21 protein-coding genes are annotated in these 22,923 nt (G+C 43.1%); 5 read left to right on the top strand and 16 right to left on the bottom strand.

The window, feature by feature from the left end; all coding sequences use genetic code 11:
- Positions 1 to 4: 4 nt before the first annotated feature.
- Both E2P86_RS13355 and E2P86_RS13360 read right to left on the bottom strand, forming a co-directional pair.
- Entirely contained in the window at positions 5 to 907 is a 903-nt protein-coding gene (locus E2P86_RS13355) for a hypothetical protein (protein WP_085471099.1), read from the bottom strand.
- A gap of 93 nt (positions 908 to 1,000) precedes the next feature.
- Positions 1,001 to 1,708 (bottom strand): HmuY family protein, encoded by a 708-nt coding sequence (locus E2P86_RS13360; protein WP_134433504.1) that lies wholly within the window; start codon positions 1,706 to 1,708, stop codon positions 1,001 to 1,003.
- A gap of 295 nt (positions 1,709 to 2,003) precedes the next feature.
- Here E2P86_RS13360 and E2P86_RS13365 point away from each other — a divergent pair, with 295 nt between their 5' ends.
- From E2P86_RS13365 to E2P86_RS13380, 4 genes are all read left to right on the top strand, one after another.
- Entirely contained in the window at positions 2,004 to 2,846 is an 843-nt protein-coding gene (locus tag E2P86_RS13365; protein WP_134433505.1) for a heme/hemin ABC transporter substrate-binding protein, read from the top strand.
- A gap of 7 nt (positions 2,847 to 2,853) precedes the next feature.
- Positions 2,854 to 3,894: a FecCD family ABC transporter permease gene (locus E2P86_RS13370; RefSeq protein WP_134433506.1), complete on the top strand. Its 1,041-nt coding sequence runs from the start codon at positions 2,854 to 2,856 to the stop codon at positions 3,892 to 3,894.
- Positions 3,895 to 3,939: 45 nt separating this feature from the next.
- Positions 3,940 to 4,743, top strand: a complete 804-nt coding sequence (locus E2P86_RS13375) for a heme ABC transporter ATP-binding protein (protein WP_134433507.1) — start codon at positions 3,940 to 3,942, stop codon at positions 4,741 to 4,743.
- Positions 4,744 to 4,836: 93 nt separating this feature from the next.
- Positions 4,837 to 5,814 carry a helix-turn-helix transcriptional regulator gene (locus E2P86_RS13380; RefSeq protein ID WP_085471096.1) on the top strand — a complete coding sequence of 326 codons (978 nt, stop codon included), beginning with the start codon at positions 4,837 to 4,839 and terminating at the stop codon, positions 5,812 to 5,814.
- A 69-nt stretch (positions 5,815 to 5,883) separates the two neighbouring features.
- On the opposite strand, the gene E2P86_RS13385 is transcribed toward E2P86_RS13380, so the two are convergent.
- The 11 genes from E2P86_RS13385 to E2P86_RS13435 all read right to left on the bottom strand — a co-directional run bounded on the left by E2P86_RS13385 (position 5,884) and on the right by E2P86_RS13435 (position 19,964).
- Entirely contained in the window at positions 5,884 to 7,011 is a 1,128-nt protein-coding gene (locus E2P86_RS13385; protein WP_134433508.1) for a metallophosphoesterase, read from the bottom strand.
- A gap of 1 nt (position 7,012) precedes the next feature.
- Positions 7,013 to 8,467: a RagB/SusD family nutrient uptake outer membrane protein gene (locus E2P86_RS13390; protein WP_159451781.1), complete on the bottom strand. Its 1,455-nt coding sequence runs from the start codon at positions 8,465 to 8,467 to the stop codon at positions 7,013 to 7,015.
- A gap of 14 nt (positions 8,468 to 8,481) precedes the next feature.
- Positions 8,482 to 11,829 carry a TonB-dependent receptor gene (locus E2P86_RS13395; RefSeq protein WP_134433509.1) on the bottom strand — a complete coding sequence of 1,116 codons (3,348 nt, stop codon included), beginning with the start codon at positions 11,827 to 11,829 and terminating at the stop codon, positions 8,482 to 8,484.
- A gap of 129 nt (positions 11,830 to 11,958) precedes the next feature.
- Positions 11,959 to 13,137 (bottom strand): FecR family protein, encoded by a 1,179-nt coding sequence (locus E2P86_RS13400; protein WP_134433510.1) that lies wholly within the window; start codon positions 13,135 to 13,137, stop codon positions 11,959 to 11,961.
- A gap of 136 nt (positions 13,138 to 13,273) precedes the next feature.
- Positions 13,274 to 13,852, bottom strand: coding sequence for an RNA polymerase sigma factor (locus E2P86_RS13405; RefSeq protein ID WP_134433511.1), 579 nt, complete (start codon positions 13,850 to 13,852; stop codon positions 13,274 to 13,276).
- 198 nt (positions 13,853 to 14,050) lie between these two features.
- Positions 14,051 to 15,628 carry an efflux MFS transporter permease gene (locus E2P86_RS13410; protein ID WP_134433512.1) on the bottom strand — a complete coding sequence of 526 codons (1,578 nt, stop codon included), beginning with the start codon at positions 15,626 to 15,628 and terminating at the stop codon, positions 14,051 to 14,053.
- Positions 15,629 to 15,632: 4 nt separating this feature from the next.
- Positions 15,633 to 16,688 carry an HlyD family secretion protein gene (locus tag E2P86_RS13415; protein ID WP_134433513.1) on the bottom strand — a complete coding sequence of 352 codons (1,056 nt, stop codon included), beginning with the start codon at positions 16,686 to 16,688 and terminating at the stop codon, positions 15,633 to 15,635.
- A complete protein-coding gene (locus tag E2P86_RS13420; RefSeq protein ID WP_134433514.1) occupies positions 16,688 to 18,007 on the bottom strand; it encodes a TolC family protein in 1,320 nt (439 codons plus the stop codon). The genes E2P86_RS13415 and E2P86_RS13420 overlap by 1 nt, the downstream gene beginning before the upstream one ends.
- A gap of 140 nt (positions 18,008 to 18,147) precedes the next feature.
- Complete coding sequence (locus E2P86_RS13425) at positions 18,148 to 18,360, bottom strand: hypothetical protein (RefSeq protein WP_134433515.1); 213 nt, start codon at positions 18,358 to 18,360, stop codon at positions 18,148 to 18,150.
- Between the two features lie 113 nt (positions 18,361 to 18,473).
- Positions 18,474 to 18,884 carry an NUDIX hydrolase gene (locus tag E2P86_RS13430; RefSeq protein ID WP_206367971.1) on the bottom strand — a complete coding sequence of 137 codons (411 nt, stop codon included), beginning with the start codon at positions 18,882 to 18,884 and terminating at the stop codon, positions 18,474 to 18,476.
- A 45-nt stretch (positions 18,885 to 18,929) separates the two neighbouring features.
- A complete protein-coding gene (locus E2P86_RS13435; protein WP_134433517.1) occupies positions 18,930 to 19,964 on the bottom strand; it encodes an endonuclease/exonuclease/phosphatase family protein in 1,035 nt (344 codons plus the stop codon).
- A 99-nt stretch (positions 19,965 to 20,063) separates the two neighbouring features.
- Between E2P86_RS13435 and glsA the strand changes: the two genes are divergently transcribed.
- Positions 20,064 to 21,068 (top strand): glutaminase A, encoded by a 1,005-nt coding sequence (glsA, locus tag E2P86_RS13440; RefSeq protein WP_134433518.1) that lies wholly within the window; start codon positions 20,064 to 20,066, stop codon positions 21,066 to 21,068.
- Between the two features lie 5 nt (positions 21,069 to 21,073).
- Here the strand turns inward: glsA and E2P86_RS13445 are convergent, their stop codons facing one another.
- The 3 genes from E2P86_RS13445 to E2P86_RS13455 are packed head-to-tail and all read right to left on the bottom strand — an operon-like array spanning position 21,074 to position 22,883.
- Entirely contained in the window at positions 21,074 to 22,216 is a 1,143-nt protein-coding gene (locus E2P86_RS13445) for a glutathionylspermidine synthase family protein (RefSeq protein WP_134433519.1), read from the bottom strand.
- A complete protein-coding gene (locus tag E2P86_RS13450; RefSeq protein ID WP_085471082.1) occupies positions 22,216 to 22,593 on the bottom strand; it encodes a hypothetical protein in 378 nt (125 codons plus the stop codon). The genes E2P86_RS13445 and E2P86_RS13450 overlap by 1 nt, the downstream gene beginning before the upstream one ends.
- 2 nt (positions 22,594 to 22,595) lie before the next feature.
- Positions 22,596 to 22,883 (bottom strand): hypothetical protein, encoded by a 288-nt coding sequence (locus tag E2P86_RS13455; protein WP_085471081.1) that lies wholly within the window; start codon positions 22,881 to 22,883, stop codon positions 22,596 to 22,598.
- Positions 22,884 to 22,923: the final 40 nt, after the last annotated feature.

Below are 22,923 nucleotides of genomic sequence, written 5' to 3' on the forward strand. Positions count from 1 at the left end.
ATCTTTATTTTCCTACGGAGGTTGTATTTGTTGACATGTTTACGTGTAATGCAGGCTTGCGTAGCACAAAACCAAATCGAGCTTCTTCGGCACGAATAACGGTATAGCGAAAGGTATACATCGGTGAAGCATAACCGCGGCGCATTTGCAAGGGATCGGTTACGCCTTTGTAAATGGATATAGTCTCTAACTTCACATAATTCCCTCGAGCTGTTTTAATAATCATCGTCCGCGGACGAAGTGGCTTCCCTTGGAGATTCTTAGCTTTTGGAAACTTGTTTACCAAATCTTCCGATAGGCAATATATCATATGTCGGTACAGATTAGCCTCTTTGCTGGCTGCGGGATCATTTTCGTCGTAACCACTCACTTTATCGGGTCGCACAAAATTTCCACCAAACGTATAAACAGCGTGCCCCATTTCATAGCTCAACGTACCTTGTGCATCCAAACCGACATTTCCAGGCGCAGTGAACAACAGATTTTCGGGCACATGCGTAACCTTACTGTACGGCGTATCCAGCACCACGATTCCTCCAACAGCGGAGCTCCCATATCCGATACCGCGGGATTTACCATTATTGATACCAATGCTGCTACGAAAGATGCTAGAGAACGATAAATCCCATCGTTCGGTTGTTTTATAGTTCAGATTGATAGATGAAAAGCGCTCCAGACTGAAGAGCATCGGATCCATATCATCCAATGGACTATGCCCACTCGGGAGGTTGTCCCCATAGTTGTAAATTATGATTTCCCGGTTAAACACAGAATCGCTCAACGGGGTATCCGCCTCCCAATCAAAACCATTCAAATCGTAGACATCGCCACAGGAAAAGAAAGTCGGTATAAGTCCAAATAGAATTATAATCAGTTTTATTCTTGTATGTATACATTGCTTTATCATTCGTCTTGTAATTTCATGTTTTTCAGGTTGCCTAAATCATACGCCTGCAGGAGGCGTACCATGAGGCGATACATAGGTTGTTTGATCGCGAACCTACTTTGTTTTGAGATTTTTACTTCCGTCGGCTTGTACAAAGTACTTGAAGGTAAAGTATGGTGCCGGCCAGAAAAGATCGGTAACAGCTGGTGGATTGCCTTTGTATGCGCTGAGTATCTGCAATTTCGCGTACTTACCATTTGGCAAACGAAGGACATAGGTACGGTTGGGATACGGGTTCATGACATGTGTAGCCAAATTATAACTATACCAACCGGCATCCTGGCTTTCTTTCGCCCACCCAATAGTGCTTATTTTGCTGTTGTCAAATTGGCTGTCACTCGGTGCTTCCGATACCGAATCATAAGCTCTTTCCAGCATTATAATGGCGGTGTTTTTCACCGGACCGTCCTGACCCGGTGTTCCAACATGCTGACTGTTGTTAATCTGTATGTCGCCATTGTAATTACCTGTAAAAGCTATATCCCATAAATTTGTCTTCATCCATTGCGTTGAATCCGCTTTGGTATGGAGCCAGATTTGCTTTCTCTGTTCCAGATTGTATAGAAACGTATAGAAAGGACGCTTCTCCTTCCCGTCAATACCTTCGGCAATCGATGCTTTGGTATCACCCGCTAAGTCATAAACGATAGTACTCTTACCATCTTCTAAAGCAGGCGATGTCCCATCGTCTTTGCTGCAACCTGCGACTAAAACGACCGCCGTAATCAAGCTAATTTTATTTAAACCAATTCTAAATAACATACCGCAAATGTGCTCAATCTTCTTTTAAAACCTTATATGCAATCCGTATTATTTTATATTCCATCTGTATTTTAAGTTTTGGTGATCTACTTTCACCATCGCATTCAACGGCGTTCGTTTTAACGGCGTTAGATCATATGGATATTCCTGCAACGGATCAGGACACAAAAATGAGTAAGACTTCTGGTACACGCTATATGGCATCCGTATTACTTTATATGCAATCCGTATTATTTTTATTTAGTCTATATTAACTCTTGCTTTTCCCTCCCATTAACCATTTCTTTGCAAGCGTATGAAGTTATATATTGTATTGACGTACCTTTTTATTGCGCTATTTTCTGCACAAATAGCTGCTGCACAGCAGCGTATTATTACGCTCAGCAGCGCTATAAGTGAAACCGTTCACGCCTTAGGTCGCGAACAATCTATTGTTGCAGTGGATGTTACAAGTGAATATCCGGCCGTCATAAAATCTAAGCCTCGGGCTAGTCGAGACCGGACCTTTTCATTAGAAGGACTTTTGGCTTTCAAACCCGATCTAATCCTCACCCCTTCGAATCAAATTAGCTATCCTACGGAGGTAAAATTGAAGCAACTCGGCATCCGGGTGATCACTATTGATCAGGAATATAGCGTTAAGGGTGCCGAGAAATTTATAAAAACTATTGCGCAGACCATCCATGCCAACAAAGAAGGAACGGCACTGATGACACAATTCCAAACGAATTTAAAAATGGTCATGGCGGCATTAAAGCAGAACAAGAGTAAGAAAAAGGTACTTTTTATCTATGCGCGGGGTGTCGGACTTATGAGCGTTGCGGGAAAGGGCAGTCCTATTGATGCGCTTATTGATTTAGCGGGTGGACGTAATGCCGTGCAGGAATTCAGTGATTTCAGAACCTATACAACGGAAGCTTTGATAAAGAGCAATCCGGATGTATTGTTGCTGTTTGACTTTGGTGCAACTAGTCTGGGGGGGAAAGAGGCCGTTTTAAACATGCCCGGCGTATCGCTGACCAACGCCGGCAAAATGCGGCAGATTATAACCATGGAAGGCCCTTTGCTGGTAAATTTTGCAACACGCCTCCCCCAAGCGATACGTGAGCTGAATCGTCTATTATATGCTGTTAAATAATCTTCTTTTGAAAAATAAATTCATTTTCGTCGGGTTGGCCCTGGTGCTGTGTGTGGTATCCATCCTCTCCCTAAGCTTTGGCGCCTTAAATATTCCGCTAAAGCAAGTTGCATTAAACCTGGCACATCATCTCGGTGTTAGCACAACGGAACCGGTAGACGAACTGTATAGCGGCGTGATGGATCTGGTTCGCTGGCCGCGCACCTTACTAGGTATCTTGGTAGGCGCTGCGTTAGGCATGAGCGGTGCTGCTATTCAAGCGATTTTCCGAAACCCACTTGCGGAGCCCGGACTTATTGGTATTTCAGCGGGGGCTTCTCTGATGGCCGCCACGATTATAGCTTTTGAATTTGTCTTTTTTAGTACACTGGGTTCTCTGTTCGGTCATTATTTACTTGCAGCTGGAGCTTTCTTGGGCGCTGGAATAGCGACCTTGCTGGTATACCGCATCTCTTTACATCATGGGAAACCACATATCGGAACCATGATTCTTGCTGGGGTAGCCATAAATGCCCTAGCCGGTTCACTCACGGGATTGATATCTTTTGCTTCGGATGAGCAGCAATTGCGTAGCATCACGTTTTGGATGTTGGGTAGTTTGGGCAATGCGAGTTGGTATACCATTTGGACCATCTTGCCTTTTGTTGCCCTTGCATTGGTCGGGTTGCCTCTTTTGGCTAAAGCGTTAAACAGCTTCTCCCTCGGCGAACAGGAGGCCCAACAGCTGGGTCAAAATCCACAACAGAATAAACTGCGTGTTATTGTTCTAGCGACCTTAGCTGTAGGCGCAACGGTCTCTGTCGCTGGGATTATCGGCTTCGTAGGACTCCTTGTGCCGCATGCGGTCCGGATGGTAGGCGGCTCCGACAACCGGTATGTATTGCCCGCTTCGGCCTTATTGGGGAGTATTATCCTGACGGTAGCCGATCTGATCGCACGGACTATTGTGGCACCTTCTGAAATCCCCATTGGGGTGGTAACAGCCCTACTTGGAACGCCTCTCTTTCTTTTTATCTTAATACGAGATAAAAAGAAATTTGCAGCCTAACAGAAAAAAAGCTTTATATCTATTACATTATTCTTATTTCGAAAGATGCTTATCGCTGAAAATCTTACGTACACGTTAAAAAAACACACGATATTAAAAGGAATCAACTTCGTTATCCATCCGGGGGAAGTGGTTGCTTTGCTAGGCGCTAATGGGGCTGGGAAATCAAGTTTATTGAAATTGCTGAGTGCCGAACAGGTTCCCTCCGAGGGTCAGATCAGTTTATTTGGTACACACTTAAAATCGTATACAGCCATCTCACTCGCTAAAATGCGAGCAACCATGGCGCAGCACCATCAGGTTTCAACCGATTTTACCGTGGCAGAAGTGGTTATGATGGGACGTTATCCACACTACAATAACCAGCCGCAACCGAACGATATCGCAACCGTACAAGAAACCATGCTACTCTGTGGCATTGACCACCTGGCAGAACGATCCATCCTGAGCCTCTCGGGCGGCGAAAGCCAACGCGTACACTTAGCACGTGTACTCGCGCAGCTCTGGGGGCAACCACGCGCCATCCTCCTACTCGATGAACCGATATCGGCCATGGATATTAAGTTTCAACACCATACCTTGGCCATTGCGCGAACCTTAGCGGAGAAGGGCTGGATCATTGTGGCGGTGTTACATGATATCAATCTTGCCGCACAGTATGCAGACCGATTGCTCCTCATGAAAAATGGTCGTAAGCTTATGGATGGAACACCATCGGAGGTGCTCAATTCCCGGAATATCTATACAATTTTTGGGATTGACGCAGAAATTGTCGTCAACCCCAAAACGCTACATACCTATATCGTACCGAAGGCTTTATCGTCTGTTGCCCTACCCGGAACCTTATAACAAAGTTTACAATAGGGGAACAATTCAACATTATTTAGAATCATTATAAATAGATTTAAAATAGTATATTTGTCCCTATTCAACGTCATACTCATGTTAATCAAATCACGTATTGAAGGGCTCGCCGGTTGGCTATTTGAGGAAAATGTCCCCGATGCTTATGTGCCAAACTATAGTTTATCGGAAAAGACATTTGCCATCCGAGAAGGGGCTATATCGATGGAAAATAAGCAACTGACATCGGGTGGCTTGTTTTTCATGCATACGGAAATGCGATTTGACGCACCGACCTCGGTGTATACAGAGGTCTGCGGGGAAACAGTATCGAGTCAATTTATCTTTTACAAAAAAGCGGCGGAACAGTTAAAGGGGAAATCAAATGCCCTGTATGGTCGAAGTCGACATAATATTCGTTATATCCCAACCACCTGCAACGAACATGAAGTAAAAGAAGGAATCGATTACATGTATTTTCTGATTGTCTTAAGCAAGGACTATTACTTTAACTTGATTGATCGGCACTCGATCTTACATGAGGATTTTGTACGGGAAATAGAGCAGGGTAATTATACTTCTTTTACATCGGAGGATTTTTTTGTGACGCTGGAGATGCGTCGGGTAATAGACGATATGATCCATTGTAGACAAACGGGTGAATTGAAACGTATGCATACCGAAGCACGCATCCTGGAGCTTCTTATGTACCAGTTGGAGCAGCTGGGCGGAAACGGACAGGAGCAGGAATTAATAAAGGGGGATGATATCCTCAAACTGGAGGAAGCCCGGGATTACCTCAAGACACGATTTGCTGCTCCCCCAACACAGAAAGATCTTTCGCGTCAGATTGGTCTGAATGAGTTTAAATTGCGCCGTGGCTTTAAAGAATATTTTGGAATTACCGTCTATGACTATATTACGCGTCTACGGATGGAAAATGCACGCAAACTTCTTCTGGAAGAGGGATTATCAATCAGTGAGGTGAGCGCAACGGTCGGTTTTTCACACCAAAACAACTTCAGCATTGCTTTTAAAAAATATTTCGGTCTTCCACCCAGTGAATTTAAAGGGTAGATAAAAAAATCCCCCGAGAGACAAATTGTCTTTCGGGGGATTTCGTATCTACATCGCGAACAAAGTGACTTACTTCATCACTTTGTTTTGCTTCGGATTATCGTAAATCAGGATTGTCTTTCCATCCTTCAACCATAGTCCACGACTCAGCCCCTTTTCCCGATTGTTTTTGTTATTTACGTTTACAGCATACACACGGCTTCCGTAAAAACTCGTTACTTCCGGAAAAATGGTATGCCCGACAAAAAGCTTCTTCGCGTCGTAATAACCTAACAACAAATTCGCATCAGCTTCGGAAAGCGGTTGGTACTTTTCATCCTGACTCACCATGCCGCGGTACCAAAGCGGTCCTGTACTTCCAAAAAGGAAAGTTGCTGCAGGTGATTGCGAACGCAGCTCTTTCGTCTGGAAGATATATGTTCTTACCGCATCATTGACCGCAGGGATGGTCCACTTATTGTCAAACATTTCGCGGCTCAAGCCGGCATGTACAAAAAGGTTATCACCAATTTTTTCCATGGTATTGCGCTGCAACAACCAATGTCCCAATACAGTTTCTGTGCCCCATAATTCCTGATAGTCCTTACCCAGCTCATCCGCAAGTGCTTTATACTTACTTTTGCTATACTTAAGATTACCACGTAAAGTCATCTCTTCGTGGTTTCCAAACAGAAAATGTACCTTCCCTCCTGCTTTGTTCGCCTCCTCTTCCAGTTTATAAATCAACCAGAAAATAGGTACCACATCAGAACCACGATCAAAAACATCACCGATAATCACCACGTGCTTTTTACCAAATATCCATTGATAATCAGAACCGATGACTTTCTGCTCTTTTAAGATCGCGTGAAAAGATTCAAAATCGCCATGCGGATCCGATAACACCATAATATCGTTCCCTCCAGGATATTTCCAATCAGGCACCTTGACATCATGTTGAACCACCTGAAAACGATGTTTGCCATCATCGGTAGTCACCCAGAAAGGAGCTTCTACATGATCCGTAATTTGAATCTTATGATCGCGGACCTCCATGTTCTTCCACCCATTTTCACTCCGGTAAATATAGGGACCATCAAACTTAGATAGTCCCCCATTCTCTTGGGCCTTGCTTTCTGGTGTAAAAAGCAAGGCAGCACTTAGTACACTGCAAAAGGCAATGCCTGTACGCATACACAAACGGGAAATAATACGCATACTAGTAACCGTCGTTTTGTAAGATATTTTTATTTACATCAATCTCTGCACGTGGTATAGCCATTAACGTCTTAAAGAACGTACGATCGAACGATTTCGTTTCTGGACGTAGGGATGGCGACACATGGAAAGCCCCTTTACGTTCTACACGTAGGTTATTACGTGTCACGTCGAACAAACGGTGCCCTTCACCAACCAGCTCGCGGCGACGTTCTTGCATCACACGATCCAAGGTTACTGTTCCTGTTACTGATTTCGCTGGATTTGCACGCGTCACAATAGCGTTCAGGTATTTAAGCGCATTGGTATTATTGGATAACTTAACAGCCGCTTCGGCCGCAATCAGGTAAGCTTCTGAAAGACGCAACACAGGGATATCCGCTTGCTCTGCTGTTTCTCCATTTGCTGTGTTTCCAGGATATTTATTCAAATAATAAAAATCAACTTTTTTACTGTTCGTGTACTTCGTGATTATTTTTAAGCGAATATCACTTGGGTCAGCATTTAAAAGACTCATATAATCATCCGACAGCACAATATCATCATACCCTTGACGCCACATCAAATAACCAATTCCATCCTTCCCTGGTCCGCTCTCGGTTTTCACAATAGACAACTGAAAAAGAATTTCATTGGTGAAATCCTTGGACCAAACACTGCTATACTCATCGTTTTTCCATAGAATATACTGCCCTTTGGTTGTCGTTTTCGCTGTTGCGGCTTCATCGATCATTTTGCTAGCCGTATCAAAAGCTTTTAGATCTTGTCCTGTATACAGATAAGCTCTCGCCAACAATTGTTGCGCAGCAAATTTGTTTAATTTACCATCGTTTTTTGCGGCACTCAACAGTGTACTTGCATTCTCAAGATCTAAGATCACCTGATTGTACACCTCTTTTACTGTATTTCGAGCTGGTTTACTGGCAGAATTATGTTTCTCAAGCTCGATTGGAACACCTAAAGAAGCACCGTTATCCTTGGTGTAAGGTGCACCGTAAACTTTAACCAAATCAAAATGTGCCATCGCTCTGAGTGTTAAGGCTTGTCCTTTGATATCCTTTAACTCTGGCGTCAAGGCGTCTGTTGCCAGACCATCGACAAACGCGATAATACCATTTGCCGCACGTAAAGCACGATAAGGTTGATACCACAAAGATGAGGGTGCATTGTCTTTGTTATATTCGAACAAGTAAAACTTTGCGGCACGCTTCGTATCGCCGTTCGCCAACATGTCCTCGCCTGTCACATCACCATAATACGTCATACGTGCACCATAATACTCACTTCCACGTAATATATCGTAAATCCCATTTAACGCATACTGTGCATCCCGAGCCGACTTAATCGCCTGTGAACTTTCCGTGGATGTACTGGGCTGTGCTTTTTCTAACCATTCGTCGCCACATCCGGTCAATAATAATCCGGCTGCAACTGCTATTGAATATATATACTTCATCGTTATTTTCATATTTAGAACTTGATATCTAATCCAAAAGTTACTGTTTTCAGTTTCGGTGATTCAAAATAAACGCTACCATCAACCGGTATTTCAGGATCATAATTTTTATACGCTGCAAAAGTCAACATATTTATCCCTGCGCAATATGCACGAATATTATTCACGCCTAAGCGACGCGAGATATGCTGAGGAACAGCAATACCGAATGTGATATTCTTCAATCGAATATGATCGGTAGAGTGCACGCGACGCGTATTCGCCACGCTACTCATATCATATGAGTTACCCACCATAAATTTCTCGATATCAGTCTCATCACCCGGCTTCTGCCATCTTCTTTCATAATATTGCGGAATATTATCGTATCCTGTCTTGCCTGCTAACTCTGTTTTACTCGCACCATAATCATACGAATAACCGCCCAATGAATAAGTCCACGTAAAGTTCAGGTCCATAAATTTGTACTTAAATGCATTGGTAAAGCCACCTAGTAATTTAGCATCTACACTTTTGTATAAAATACGGTTCGCTTTGGTGTAATCTTCCGTAATTGCGCGCGAATCCATATCATTTGGATCATTGATGAAATACTGCGGAACACCAGATTCTTTATTTATACCGGCAAATTCCACCAGATAGTAACTGTACCAAGGTTGTCCCACACGGTGAATCAAGGTACCGTCGCGCAACTCGTTGCTACCATCAGCCAATGAAATTGTTTTATTTCTGTTCATACCGAAATTAAGTCCGGCCGTCCAAGTGAAGTCCTTATTGCGCAAGATATCCGCATTCAAATCTAACTCGATACCGCGGTTACGAATAGCACCGATATTGGATAGATACGAAGAGAATCCTGTACTATATGACGTTGGCATATCATTCAACAAGTCAGAAGATTTTCTGTTGTACCATTCGAAGGTAACATCCAAGCGTTTCAACAATCTGAAATCAACCCCAACATTGGTGTTGTTCTGTTTCTCCCATTTCAAATTAGGATTTCCAATCTGCGTTTCCCGAATCCCTGGATTTCCACCATACGGATAACCAAAGCCCGTCAAATCCATGTAGGTATAAAAACTACTTGGCAATGTACCATTTGTACCGTATGACACGCGGATTTTGGCATCAGAAACAATGCCATCGATCGATTTCATGAATGCTTCGTTCGATAGTTTCCAAGCTCCTGAAAGTGACCAGAAATTACCCCAGCGGCTATCGCTATGTAGCCTAGAGCTACCATCTCTACGAATACTTGCCCCAACAAAGTACTTATTATCGTAATTGTAGTTTGCACGTGATAAGTACGACAGTAAACGCCATTCCGAGACCGATCCAGACAGATCTGTTAACACCGATCCATTGGACATCACGATCTTATCATCGGAAGGGAAGTTATCTTTAGCGCCCGATAGGTCATCACGCACATATTTATTCACCTCATACCCCGCGAGTACATCGAAGTGGTGTAAATCCTTGAAAGTCTTGTTGTATGTCAAGCTATTTTTCCACACAATTTGGTTATACTGCTTGTAGCTAGACGTCAACGAACCGTTTTGTTTCTCGCCATCCGAAGAACGACGATCGGCCCACGAATTGTATTTGGATGTGGTATTGTCTACGCTAAAAGTCGTATTGAACACCAAACCATCAATAAACTTATAGTTCGCAAAAATGGTATTAAAAGAGCGGTTCGCTTTCTCCTTACGGTAATTGTACATAGAGGCCGCTTTCGGGTTTCTCGCACCGTTGGAGAAGAAACCTGTAAAGAATGAGCCATCCTCATTATAAACCGGCTCCGAAGCGGTTACTTTATGGCGTGTAGCATAAATTGGTGACGTATAGGTTCCTCCTTCAGCATTCACATCCTGCTCTACAGTAGAGTATAAGATATTCGCACCGACCTCCACTTTGTCACTCATCTTGTACTTGATGTTCAAACGACCCGATAGGCGCTCGAAATCGGACTGATACGATAACCCGGTCTGATTCATATACGACAACGAGTTGTAGTATGATAACTTACTATCTCCACCCGATACCGAGAAATCAACATTTTTGAATGGTGAGCTCGAACGAAACAGTTCTTTTTTCCAATCTGCCCAGCCGCTCCAAGGCTCTGGTGCATATTTATCAATATTATCTGCCGCAAATTTTTCAATCTTTGCTTCGTCCGTTTCTTTATCAATATAGCGTGCCTTGTTGCGCAAGCCTTCTAGGAGCATTTCGCGTCGCTGTGGACCGCTCATCACTTCTCTAAAATCGGTTGCTTGGCTCGATAACCCGTAATCTCCCTTAATAGAAAACACAGGCTTTCCAGCTTTACCACTTTTTGTGGTAATCAAGATCACCCCGTTAGCTGCACGCGATCCATACAACGAAGCGGCTGCAGCATCTTTGATAACCGTAATTGTTTCGATATCGGACGTGTTCAGGGTAGACATAACATCAAAACCTGCATTATTAGACGAGCTAGATGCAATGTTCCCAGACATCACCGGCACCCCGTCGATCACATAGAGCGGTTGGTTGGAAGCATTGATAGACCCCATACCACGAATACGGATATCCGTCGACCCACCTGGCTGTCCAGAAAGTGAATTTACCTGCACACCTGGCGCATTACCTTGCAACATGGTCGAAAAATCTACCGCAGGCAGATCTGTCATGCGCTCCGCTTTAATCGTCGAAGCAGAACCTGTATATTCAGATTTCTTAAAGGTTCCGTAACCTGTTACGATTACTTCTTCCAAATCGTATTCTACCGCTTTCAAGCTAACATTAACCGTATTCGTATTTGCTGCAACTTCTTTCTTCTCATAACCTACCAAGCTAAATACCAACACATCATCCCGATCGGCAAGAATTGTAAACTGTCCTTGCTCATTCGTTGCTGCAGACGTTTTTTTTCCTTGCACCGTAACCGTAACGCCGGCCAATGCCTTACCTTGTCCGTCGGTAACCTGCCCATGCACACCACGCTGCTCCACAACAACTTCTGTGGTGGCATTTTTTTGTTCCTTTGGACTTTCGATTTTCTTTCCACCCGCCTTCACAACGATAGACTTTCCATCGACCATATAGACAAGGCCATGTGGTTGAAGCAACGTTGCAAGGGCTTTATCTAACCCCGTATTATCAAAGTTCACCGTCACGTTGGGTGTATTTTTGATAACATCTGATTTGCACAGGACAGTGTATCCCGTTTGTTTTTTTATTTCGCGAAAGACATCGACTAAGGGGCTGTTTTTTTTCTTCATGCTCACCGTTTGTGCAAAAGTCCCCGCTTGGAGCTGACTGGCCGTTATAATAACCAGCGCAACAATCATTTTTAACATAATGAGGTATTTACAAATTTTCATTATTTTTGATTGGTTTAGTATAATTAATAAACAATAACACACGTTTTTTTTTGATTCCGAACCGACCGCCGGGAAAGCACCACCTTTCTCGGCATTTTTAAGCCTTACGAATCAGTAGAAAGTATATCTCTATTTCATAAGCCTTACTCGCCTCCCGTCGAGCTTAATTTTAATATTGTCATCTGTCATTTTTATTACTTTCAACACTTTATCAAAGGTTTCCATCCGAGATACGGTTCCCCATAGGTTGATCTGTGCGAGTTGCGGGTCTACCTGGATATCGACGTCATACCACCGCTCTACTTGTCGCAAGGCAGTTCCCAAATTTTCATTATTAAACATAAACTCACCATTCTTCCACGCCATGCTCTCCTCAACATTAAACTCCTGCACCCGGATCCGCTGCCCGCTCACCACACTCTGATGTCCGGGATCTAGCAATGTTTCTCGCATACCATCAACTGAGACTTTCACACGTCCCTCTATCAACGAAACCTTAGACTCTTTCTCCTCGGTGTATGAATTCACATTAAAATGTGTCCCCAATACCTCCACTTTCTCCTTATCGGTCTGCACCACAAATGGTTTCTGTTTATTTTTTGCCACCTCAAAATAGGCCTCTCCTTCCACAAACACCATCCGTTGCTGCGTTCCAAATACTTTAGGATAGCGTAAACTGCTGGCCGCATTTAACCAGACCTTCGTTCCATCAGAAAGTACAACTTGATATTGCCCTCCTTTGGGCGTAGATAGCGTTAGGAAAGTAGCCTTGCTCTCCGCGTCAGCCAGTAGCACAGAGCCATCATCATACTTGATATCTCCCCCCATAACGATACCTAGGCGCTCTTCATTCAGATCTAAGCGCGTACCGTCTGAAGTGGTCAATGTGGCTCGATTTCCTCCCGGGATAAAGTCCTGCGCTTTTTCCAATACTTGCGCTTCGGTATACGTCGGTTTATACGTGAATTTCCAGAGGCCTACCCCCAGGACAAAAACGACGGACGCCGCTGCGGCATAGCGAACAAAAAGGCGCTTCCGTTTTTTATAGCGGACAACCTGCTCCTCATTTATTTGTGTAAAAATGCGATCAAGCACACGTTGCTCCTGCTTCCGATAGGCTGGTGCATATAACTGTTTGTAGTCCAACAACACCGCCTCTAAGTGCGTGGGATCGGTGAGTCGATCAACCTGTACGAAAAGTTCCGGATGCTGTTCAAAAAGCTGACGAAGTTCTATATGCGTATCCGGATGAATCCTTCCCTCCACATAGGCTTTTAACAGCTGAACTGTATATTCTATTGTTAACATGTAAGAATTGGCGTAGTTAATTTTGATAATAGAAACACCAATCTTTCCCAAATCTTACAAGAAAAAATACAATTAAATGTAAAACACTAATAAACAGTTAAATAAAATTAAAAAGAGAAGAAAATCAACGAGGAAACTATCTTTGGAGGAGGTATAAAAAGGCCGTAAATAGCAGTGCATTCTTAGCTTTCAGGAGGTGACGTAAAGTACTTACAGCTCTGGAACGATTGGTATACACTGCATCTGGGCTGATCGCCAAAGCTTCCGCTATTTCATCGACCGTTTTATCTTCCTGATACGTCATTTTAAAGACCTCTTTCTGTCGTTCCGGGAGCCGCTCTGCTTCCATAAAGATCGCTTGGATGAGCTCGACATGTACCATCTTAGTGAATACATCACTGTCTTCGCTCAAAAGTTCTTGGATTTCTGTAACAGGGATAGACAAAAAATCTTTCTTTTGGTCACGAATAGCATTTAAACTGGCGTGCTTGGCCGCTATATATAAAAAGGCGCGAAGGCTTTCCGCTGATTCAAAATCTGTACGTCGTGTCCACACTTTCATAAACACATCCGCTAATATTTCCTCTGCTTGTTCTGCATTTTTTAAATAACGTAAAACAAAGAAATTCAATGTCTTATAAAAATAATGATAGACCGCCACAAACCCTTCTTGGCTACCTTTCCTTAAATTTTCTACAAGTATTGATTCGGACATACAGCTTCATAACTCGGTCAATTCACACCGCAAGCGTAGAACCAGCTTATGAATTGTTTTCGATTTTGAAGACCTAAATTAGAAAAGAGTTTCTACTTTACCAAGATGACCTGAAAAACTTCATATTAATTTAATGCGTAAGCCCACGCATTTAGTCTATTTCATCGAGCGACAATCGTCGTCCCTTTGATCGGTCCGCTAAGCGGGTGACACCAAATTATCCTTTAGTTTTTTGTACATGTTCTTGATGGACGGTGAAAATAGGATAAGCACCAAAAGACAGATACTGATGATGGACATCAGTTCATAATAATCCATCGCATAGCGCACGAAAGATTCATTTCTGACGCGTAGCGCGACGAGTTTCATCGCTGCCGCTTTTTCCTTAAACTGCAATCCTTTATCTACTAAAGTAGTTGCGCTCTGCTGCAGGTATTCTTTAAAAATAGGGTTACTGCGCTGCAGCTGTTCTCCAAATGCTTCTTGATGTCGAGCCGATTCAAATAGCTTGAAAAAATTTTGTGTTCCGATACTCGTTGTAAAGCCTAAATATCGAATTGCCAAACAAACGGCCGCTGCTGCCCCACCCAGATGTGGAGGTACGCTGGAGATCACAAATAATATCGTCGGCACCATAATTAATCCGACACCAAGTCCATGTATCACTAAAGGCAAAAAGAAGTAATAATCATTACCGTCACTTTCGAAAGAAAAAAACATAATCTGATGAAAGGTGAGCAAACAACAGAACCCCATAATCCACATCCATTTCACGGCTTTTTTTGCTAAGATCCAGTACATAGAAAAGACAACGCCGAGTACGATTCCGAAGATATTAAACCACTGTATATAGGAAAGATGAATAGGATCAAGTTGCAGCAGTTGCTGAAAATATTGATTGGCTATGGTGAGGGAAAAACGTTCGATGTACATCACATATAAAACCAATAAACCCAACAGAAACTTTCGGCTTTTGAAAATGTGTAAATGGATATAGGTTCGTTTTAATCCTGTTTGTCGGACGATAAAAACAACAAGCAGCGTGATGCAGCAAAGCAGTGCAACAAGCATGTGATTATCCGCAAACCAATAGACCTCCTGCCCATAAACCATCATGTACCCGAAGCTCACAATAAGGAGGCTGTACAGCACAAAGCTCGGCCAGTCCAGGGCATACAAGGGATAGGGTTTGATGTGCCGTAAAGATTTCATAGTAACCAGGATCAACAGCAGTCCAGGAACAAAAGAAATCGCGGCGTAGAGATATATCTCATCAAAATTGAAGGAATCGATAAAGTCGGCGGTCACAAAGGTATTGAACGGCGAACTACAGAGAAGAAGACCAAAAAAGACCGCATAACTTCCCTCCTTTGCCTGTTCTGTTTTCAGGCGTGAAAATATCATCGAAATAGACAGGTTAACCGCGGATGCAAATAACATACCCTGAAAAAAGCGCAAGCCATATATCCATTCTATATCTCGAATATGATACATAAACAAGCAATTCAGGATTTGTAGCACATTGAAAATAATGTAGTACTGCTTCACAGGAAAATATTGGAAGAACCGTCTTTCCAAGACGTAAAAGCCAACAAAACCGGCATAAAAGAGGACAATCAAAAACTGTACATCAGAAGGTTGGCATCCATAAAAGCCAGCGGTAACCGGGATATTGGCACCCGGCAGGAAAAACAAGACCATACTGGGCATGAGTCCGCTGAAGAGAATCAGTTTAATGAGCCATTCGGGCACCCAACTTTTAAATATGCCTTTCACGAACTTACTGTTTAGGAACCGAAACATTCACATTCATACCGGAGCGCAACTTATGTACGGCTACGGTATGCGCTAACTCGATCCGTACGGGTACCCGCTGCACAATCTTCACAAAGTTACCCGTTGAGTTGTCGGGTGGAAGCAACGAAAAAGAAGCGCCCGTAGCCGGAGAAATCGAGATAATCTTTCCCTGAAATATTTCATCGGGGTATGCATCAGCAACGACTTCGACGGTATCGCCTACTGCGAGATAGCGCAATTGTGTTTCTTTAAAGTTGGCCGTTACCCAAACGGGCGTTTCCGTATTCACGATGAAACCCAAAACTTCGCCGGCATTAACCATCTGTCCGGCCTCGATAGTTCGCTTGCCCATAAACCCATCGTATGGTGCCCGAATAATCGTATACCCCACATCGAGATGCTTCCGTCCTGCGGCGGCTGTCAGCCGATTTCTTTCGGCGCCAATAACACGCTTTTGAACATCCACATCCTGCACCCGCTCAGCCGATGCTTCCAGCTTATGATTCAATGTGGCCAACTCACTTTTATACACTTCAAGCTTCGCTTCCACCTCTTCGAGCTGTTGTGCGGTAGCCGATTTCTCATTGTACAGGTATTTGTAACGATCATATTCGAGTTGCTGCTTCTTGACATTGGCTTCACTGGCCGATATTGATTTTAACAAGGATTCATGTTCTTCTTGCAGGATCTGCTTTTGACTGGATAAGACATTTATTTCAGCTTCTTCTTTGCGAATCGAGGCGGAGGCTTGCGCTGCTTCATACTTATACTCTTTATTATCGATAATCAGCAAGGTATCCCCCCGTTTTACCGCTTCGTGGTCTTTATAGTGAACATCCACAACATACCCCCCGACGCGCGCAATTACCGGATTGATGTACTGACTTACCTGCGCATCATTGGTATAGGTATACCGCAGCCGCAACCATAATATTTTTCCGCCCCATACCAATAAGGCCAACAAGATGATTGCCGCCAAGATGGTCGTGACCAAAGTTACCCGTTGGTCTGTTGTGCTCTTTTCAGATTTAGATTTCATTAAATGGTACCTTTTAGAAATTCAATAAAATAGTAGTGTTTTTGTACGGCTATACGCGAAGACTCGACCTCAAACAAGGTTTGCAGATATTGCATGTCGGCATCCAACAGGTCGGTCACGAGAGCAGCGGATTTGAAATACCGATTTTTTATGATGCGTGCATTCTCTTTGGCGAGATCTACGTTTTTTAAGCGTACCGTTTGTTCTTCTTTGGCTAGCTTATAATCGAGATAGGCCTGCAACATCTGATTTTCCAATAGTTCGGCTTCATGGTGGTGCTTTACTCGTTCTTTATCGTAGGTAACCTGCGCTGCCCGAACCACATTTTTATTCAGATAAATGGCTGATATAGGGATTTTAAGTTTTAAGCCTACCATCCCCAAGTTGTACCAGCTGTCGTTGTAGGGGTATAAGAATATTTGGGGATTTGCGAAGGTGAAGGTACCGGTGAGACCAAGTTGGGGAAGATAGTTTGCTTTGGCCTGTTTTACTGCGAGCTTTTTTAGTTGTACTTCTTGCTCTGACTTTTGCATGATGAAAGCCTGTTCTTTGGCTGCTTTTATCGTTTCATCATAATCGACCCGTATTTTATCCAGGGGTCGAGCGATGGGAATAATCTCTTCTTCTATGCCCGTGATCAGCTGTAGTTGTCGATTGGCGGCTTGGATATCGTTTCCAATCTGTATGAGGAGCAGCTCCCGTTTAGAGAGCTCCAACTCAATCCGCAGGACGTCGCTGTGGAGTACCACGCCTGCAGTATAGCGGTCTTTCACTTCTTTGAGCTGTTCTTTTTGATCGTGGATATCAGTTACAATAAGCTGCCGATGCAGATAGCATCGCAATAGATCGAGGTAGAGATTGCATACGTCCATCTTAATCTTTGCCTGCGAAGCTTTCCAATCTATCGTGGCCATTTCTTGTTCCAATTTAGCGGATTGGATATTCATACGATCGCGATGGCCGTTGTAGAGATTAAGGTAAAAATCAGCACCGCTATCATACAGGTAATGGATTACCTCGTGTTGCGATGGTTTATTAAATAGCCCGTGATCATAGACCGGCATATTGGTCGCATAACTAGCTGATGCGCGGACGGATACTTCGGGAAGTAGTTCCATCTTTCTTTGGGCGACCTGTATTTTCTTTTCTTTGAGCTGTAGGTGTGCTTCCTCGACGTATGTACTGTTTATCAAGGATTTTGCAAGAATATCATCGAGGGAAATGCGAAGGGAATCGATCGCAAGAGTGGTGGTAGCCGTACATAAAAACGCACTTGCTATGGCTATTCGCTTGACCCAATTGGGTGTATAAAAACTCACTGTTTATGTTTTTAATTTTTTGCGCTGCAAAGCTAGAGAGTTGGAAAGAGAAAAGTTTTTTCAGAATGGCCAATTTATAATTATTTACCGCCATTTTATTAGAATTGGCCACAAGGCAGAAAAGGAAGGAAGGGGGAAGTCTATTTACCGAGAAAAAAATAGAAAATTCCGAACATGGCGCCAAACTGGGCGACCCAGAAAATAAACATCCATTTAATAATTTCAGCTTTGGTATTTGCCAGGTCTACTTTCGAAGCTAAATTTTCGATTTTGCGTTCTACTGTCTTTAAGGTTTCTACTTCGATAGTATCTTGTATATAAGTAATCACTAAGCGTGCATCTTCATCATTCATAGTTTTGCGTAGTATATTGAAAATTGATAAATCATTGTATCTCATTTCATAAGATAACAAAACTAGACGAAAAACTCAAATCACATGCTTGTAGAAAACAGCGAAACCTATCCTTACAAGAGGCTATCAGCAGCTAGCTTTTCAAACACGGCTATAACGCCGACCACTTGCGCTTCTTCCAACTGATAAGTAGCGAGATCAAAGAATTTAACCGCTTCGATTTCATTGCTGGGTTGAATATCCTCGGTCATCTCATACATAAAGCAATCTTGCTCCATAATAATATGGGACGCTTCGCCATAGGCTGGCGCTGTAATATGACAGTAGAACGTTATCCGATCAATGTCCAACTGAATATTTAGTTCTTCTTGTATCTCTCGCTGTAAGGATGTTACCGAATCCTCCCCCGCATCAATCTTTCCACCAGGCAGATACCAAGCTTTTTTATTCTTACTGTATGCCAAAAGTAGCTTATGATCCTGCACAACAATTAATCCCGCAGTAGGAAGTAGTCTCTTCTCCATCGAAAAACTATTTTTAAATTGAAAGTCCATTTCTTATTTCTACCGCTAAAATACAAAAGTAACCAGTAATGCTTTGTGGTCCGTTGGCCACACATTCTCAGGCACTAAAAATTTATCGCGGCTATCCCGGCCTTGTAATTGGCCGTTCTTCACTGTTTCCACCGGCCCTACGATCCGAACATCTGCGACTTTCATAGGTTTTTTACTTTTAAAATACACATAATCAATCCGGTCGCGCTCATCAGCGGTCGGCGCCCACGTCAATTTATTTAACGGAACATCCTTATTGAAGGAAGGAAAAGTAAAGCCCGGATGACTCACAGGATTGGGATACTTTACACGGAAGCTATCCGCAAAGCCGGCTTCCTGTAAAAGTACGGAGCAATCCCACGGCACAACTGCACCACCATGATCGAAAAGATGTTTGGTCTTATCTGTCCAATCCAAATGTGAAGGTTCATTAAAATCGCCTCCCACAATAAAAGACTGCGATTGATCTTCTTTATTGATATCTGTAATAACGTCACGGATCGCCTCATCGCGCTTCCCTTTTCTGTTGGCCGTACTGATCGCAAAAGCATCCGTTATGGGCTGTTCCATCTTTTTCCAGGTCACGCCATCGTATCCTCGCGGAAGGTAACAGGCATAATTGGTGTAATCAAGGTGCAACGAATAAAAAGCAAAGGTGCGTCCACCCACCTCAATCTTACTCTTTAATACATTGCCCACTTTATTTTCCTTTGTATAAAGCGATTCCTGTTGGATAATGGGATAAATCGAAATAAAGCCAACATCCAAGGCCGCCTCACTTGATTCACCATAATAGCTTACCCCACGAGATTTCAGTTCTGCCCGGATTCGTTGGATAAAATCAGTTCCTACATAATTGCGCACCTCACTGAATAAAACAGCGTCTGGCTTTTTAGCGATAATTTCATCCGCTATCGCGGAGAATCCACCGGGAACAACTGTTCCTTCTTGCCATATATTGATCTGTAGAACTTTTAGTGTTGTTCTAGCCTGGGCGGTACTCACCAAGCCGCCAAGAAACACTAAAAATAGACCTATAATTCGTATCATTGTTCAAGTATAAAAATAGAAGGAGTAAATTAAAGAAAAATACGAGTAATCCCTGTATTAAATATTTACTTCGCATCCTAACATATGCAGTCATACAAGATGAACAAAGTATATCGCTCAAAAAGCACCATGATAGCAGCCTTCCTTTTAGTTGGGGGCTCGCTTTATGCGCAGCAATCCAAGTCGTTCAAAGAAATCTCAACACGTGACCTGACAACGATTATGGAGAAAAATCGAAGCTACTACGAAAGCGGTAAGGTCGCAGATTATATTCCAGAATTGGGAAAGATGGATCCAAAAGCTTTGGCTTTGGCGGTGGTCGATGAGAAAGGCAAGATCCATAGCGTCGGGGACATCAACAAAAAATTCACCATGCAGAGCATCTCTAAAACGATCGCTTTGATGTTAGCCGTCATGGAAAACGGTGAAAAAACGGTATTCGAAAAGATGGGGTACTATGGTACCGACAAACCGTTCAATCATTTCGCTAACCTGGAAACGATGGGTAAACCATTGAATCCGATGATGAATGCTGGCGCTATCCTGACGACATCACTCATCTCAGGTAGCGGACAACTTCCTTTTGACAAGATATTAGACATGGTTCGATACATCACGAACAACCCGACCTTAGATTATAGCAGGATTGTGTACGAGTCTGAAAAAGAAACCGGACACCGCAACCGAGGGATGTTCCATATCATGAAGAATGCCGGATTGATATCGGGAGGCGAAGAGCAATTGGATAATTACTTTCGTCAATGCTCCATCGAGCTAACTGCCGAAGATCTGGCTAAGATCGGTTATTTCTTTGCACACCAATGCATTCGTTTTGATGGAGACAAACGATACAAGGATGCAGAAATGTCAAAACTGATCCAATCACAAATGTTGATTGCTGGCATGTATGAATTTAGTGGTGAATACGCACGGACTGTAGGTTTGCCAAGTAAATCAGGCGTCGGGGGTGGTATTGTGGTAAGCGTTCCGCAGCAAGGAGGAATTGGTGTTTTTAGTGCGCCCCTAGATAGTCATGGTAACTCCGTAGTCGGGTATCGCATGATCCTAGATCTTGCAAAACAGTATAATTTAGGGGTGTTTTAACACCCCTAATATTTTATGATATGCGGAATAAACCGGCTTTTGTCTGTTGTAATCGGCATATCAGATTCACGAAAGGAAATCCCACAAGGTTCCTGACCGATCAGCCAGCTTCCGATAATAGAAAAGCCCGAATCTTCCCGATGCAAAGTAGCTAGTTCCTGATAAATGTACCCTTCTTCCCCATACTCACCTTCCGTTGCATAGATCATCTGCTTATCATAATACATTTCTACATTTGCACCTTCTCGTGATAAGATTGGTTTTTTTACAAAATGTTTAAGGAAATCAGGTTCCTCAAAGTATGCTGCCAACAAATGAGGATGGTTTGGAAATAGCTCCCAAAGAATAGGAAGAATCGCTTTATTGGATAACAACATTTTCCACGATGGTTCAATCCACTGCGCGCGTAAAGCATCGTTAACGATATGTACACCAAAATCTTCACGCACCATCCACTCCCAAGGATACAATTTAAAAACCGATTGAATGGGCTCTCCTTCCATATCCACAAAAGAATGTCCATTCCAACCAATATCATCTACATAGATTAGCTTGGTCGCCAACCCTGCCTGTATCGCCGTATCCCGTAAGTATTCAAGGTTTGTCAGGTCTTCAAGCGACTCCTTTACGCATGCAAAGTGCAAAATTTCGCCTTTGAGGTAAGGCTTCAGCTGTGTCCAACTGGCAATCAGTTGCTCATGGATGCTGTTAAACTGATCTGTCCCCTCTGAAAAATAATGCTTTTTCCAATACCACTGAACGATTCCTGTCTCAAAAAGCGAAGTCGGGGTATCTGCATTAAATTCTAACATTTTCAGCTCCCCTCGTTCCACATCATAAGCGAAGTCGAAGCGCCCATATATTGATGGATCATCATTTTCCCATGAGTTTTCGATATGGTGGTACATATAGGCCGGAATATGAAACGATGCATACTGCTTGTTTTTAATGACATATTCCACAGCTTGAAGGCACATATCCCACAATTCTGCTGTTGCTTTATAGATGAGATCCGCTTCGCGACTGGTAATTTCGTAATAGCGATCATCCACCCAAAACGGTACCCCACCAAGTGTATGATAGCCAAAGCCGATTTCTTCTAACCGGTTTTGCCAGTTAGGGTCGATACGTAATGTATTAATCTTCATTAAGCGCCTACTGAAGAGTTGCTATTAGCGGTATTTCCAAAACCTCCGCGTTGCGCCTTATAGGCATCCGCTTTCCGGGCATTCGTCCCTGAAACAGAGCTGGGATGAATGCTGTTGTTGGCGTAGCCTAGCACACCTCCCATATGGCGAAAGGCCATAAACCAAAGTAGCGATGTTCCCATCCCACCAGATCCACCGGATCGGTTTGATGAATTATTGTAATTGTCCGTCACCTCGGTATAAGCGGCAGTAGAGTCTGCTCGCATAAAAACTCGTTGCTTATCCGTGTCTTTAGCTTGTTGTGCAGGCTGTCCACACGAGGCCAATACCGACGTAATCAAGACCAACTGTATATTTTTTGAAGCTTTCTTTCTCATGGTTACTGGACGGTTACAAAGATTGGTACTTTACGTAAAGAATTTGTATCCGCCGCATTCCAAGTCTTCGGCTTTGCCTCGGTGATAATAGTATCTGCTTTTTCAGCTAGTCGTTCGCCATTATACCATATATTCTGCTTGGTAATATGTAGTACCGAATCGCCCTTTTCTACGGTGGTTAAGGTAACTTCTCGGGCAGATTTTTTATCCAGGGATTCTAGTTTTTGTTCTTTCTCGCGGGCACAGCTCAACAAGAAAGTCAATGCAAAAAAGGCTAATGTGTATTTCATTTCCTGTAATTATACGATTTTTTGAATTAATTCCCTTCAA

The sequence above is a fragment of the Sphingobacterium psychroaquaticum genome (assembly GCF_004421025.1).
GTDB classification, from domain to species: domain Bacteria; phylum Bacteroidota; class Bacteroidia; order Sphingobacteriales; family Sphingobacteriaceae; genus Sphingobacterium; species Sphingobacterium psychroaquaticum.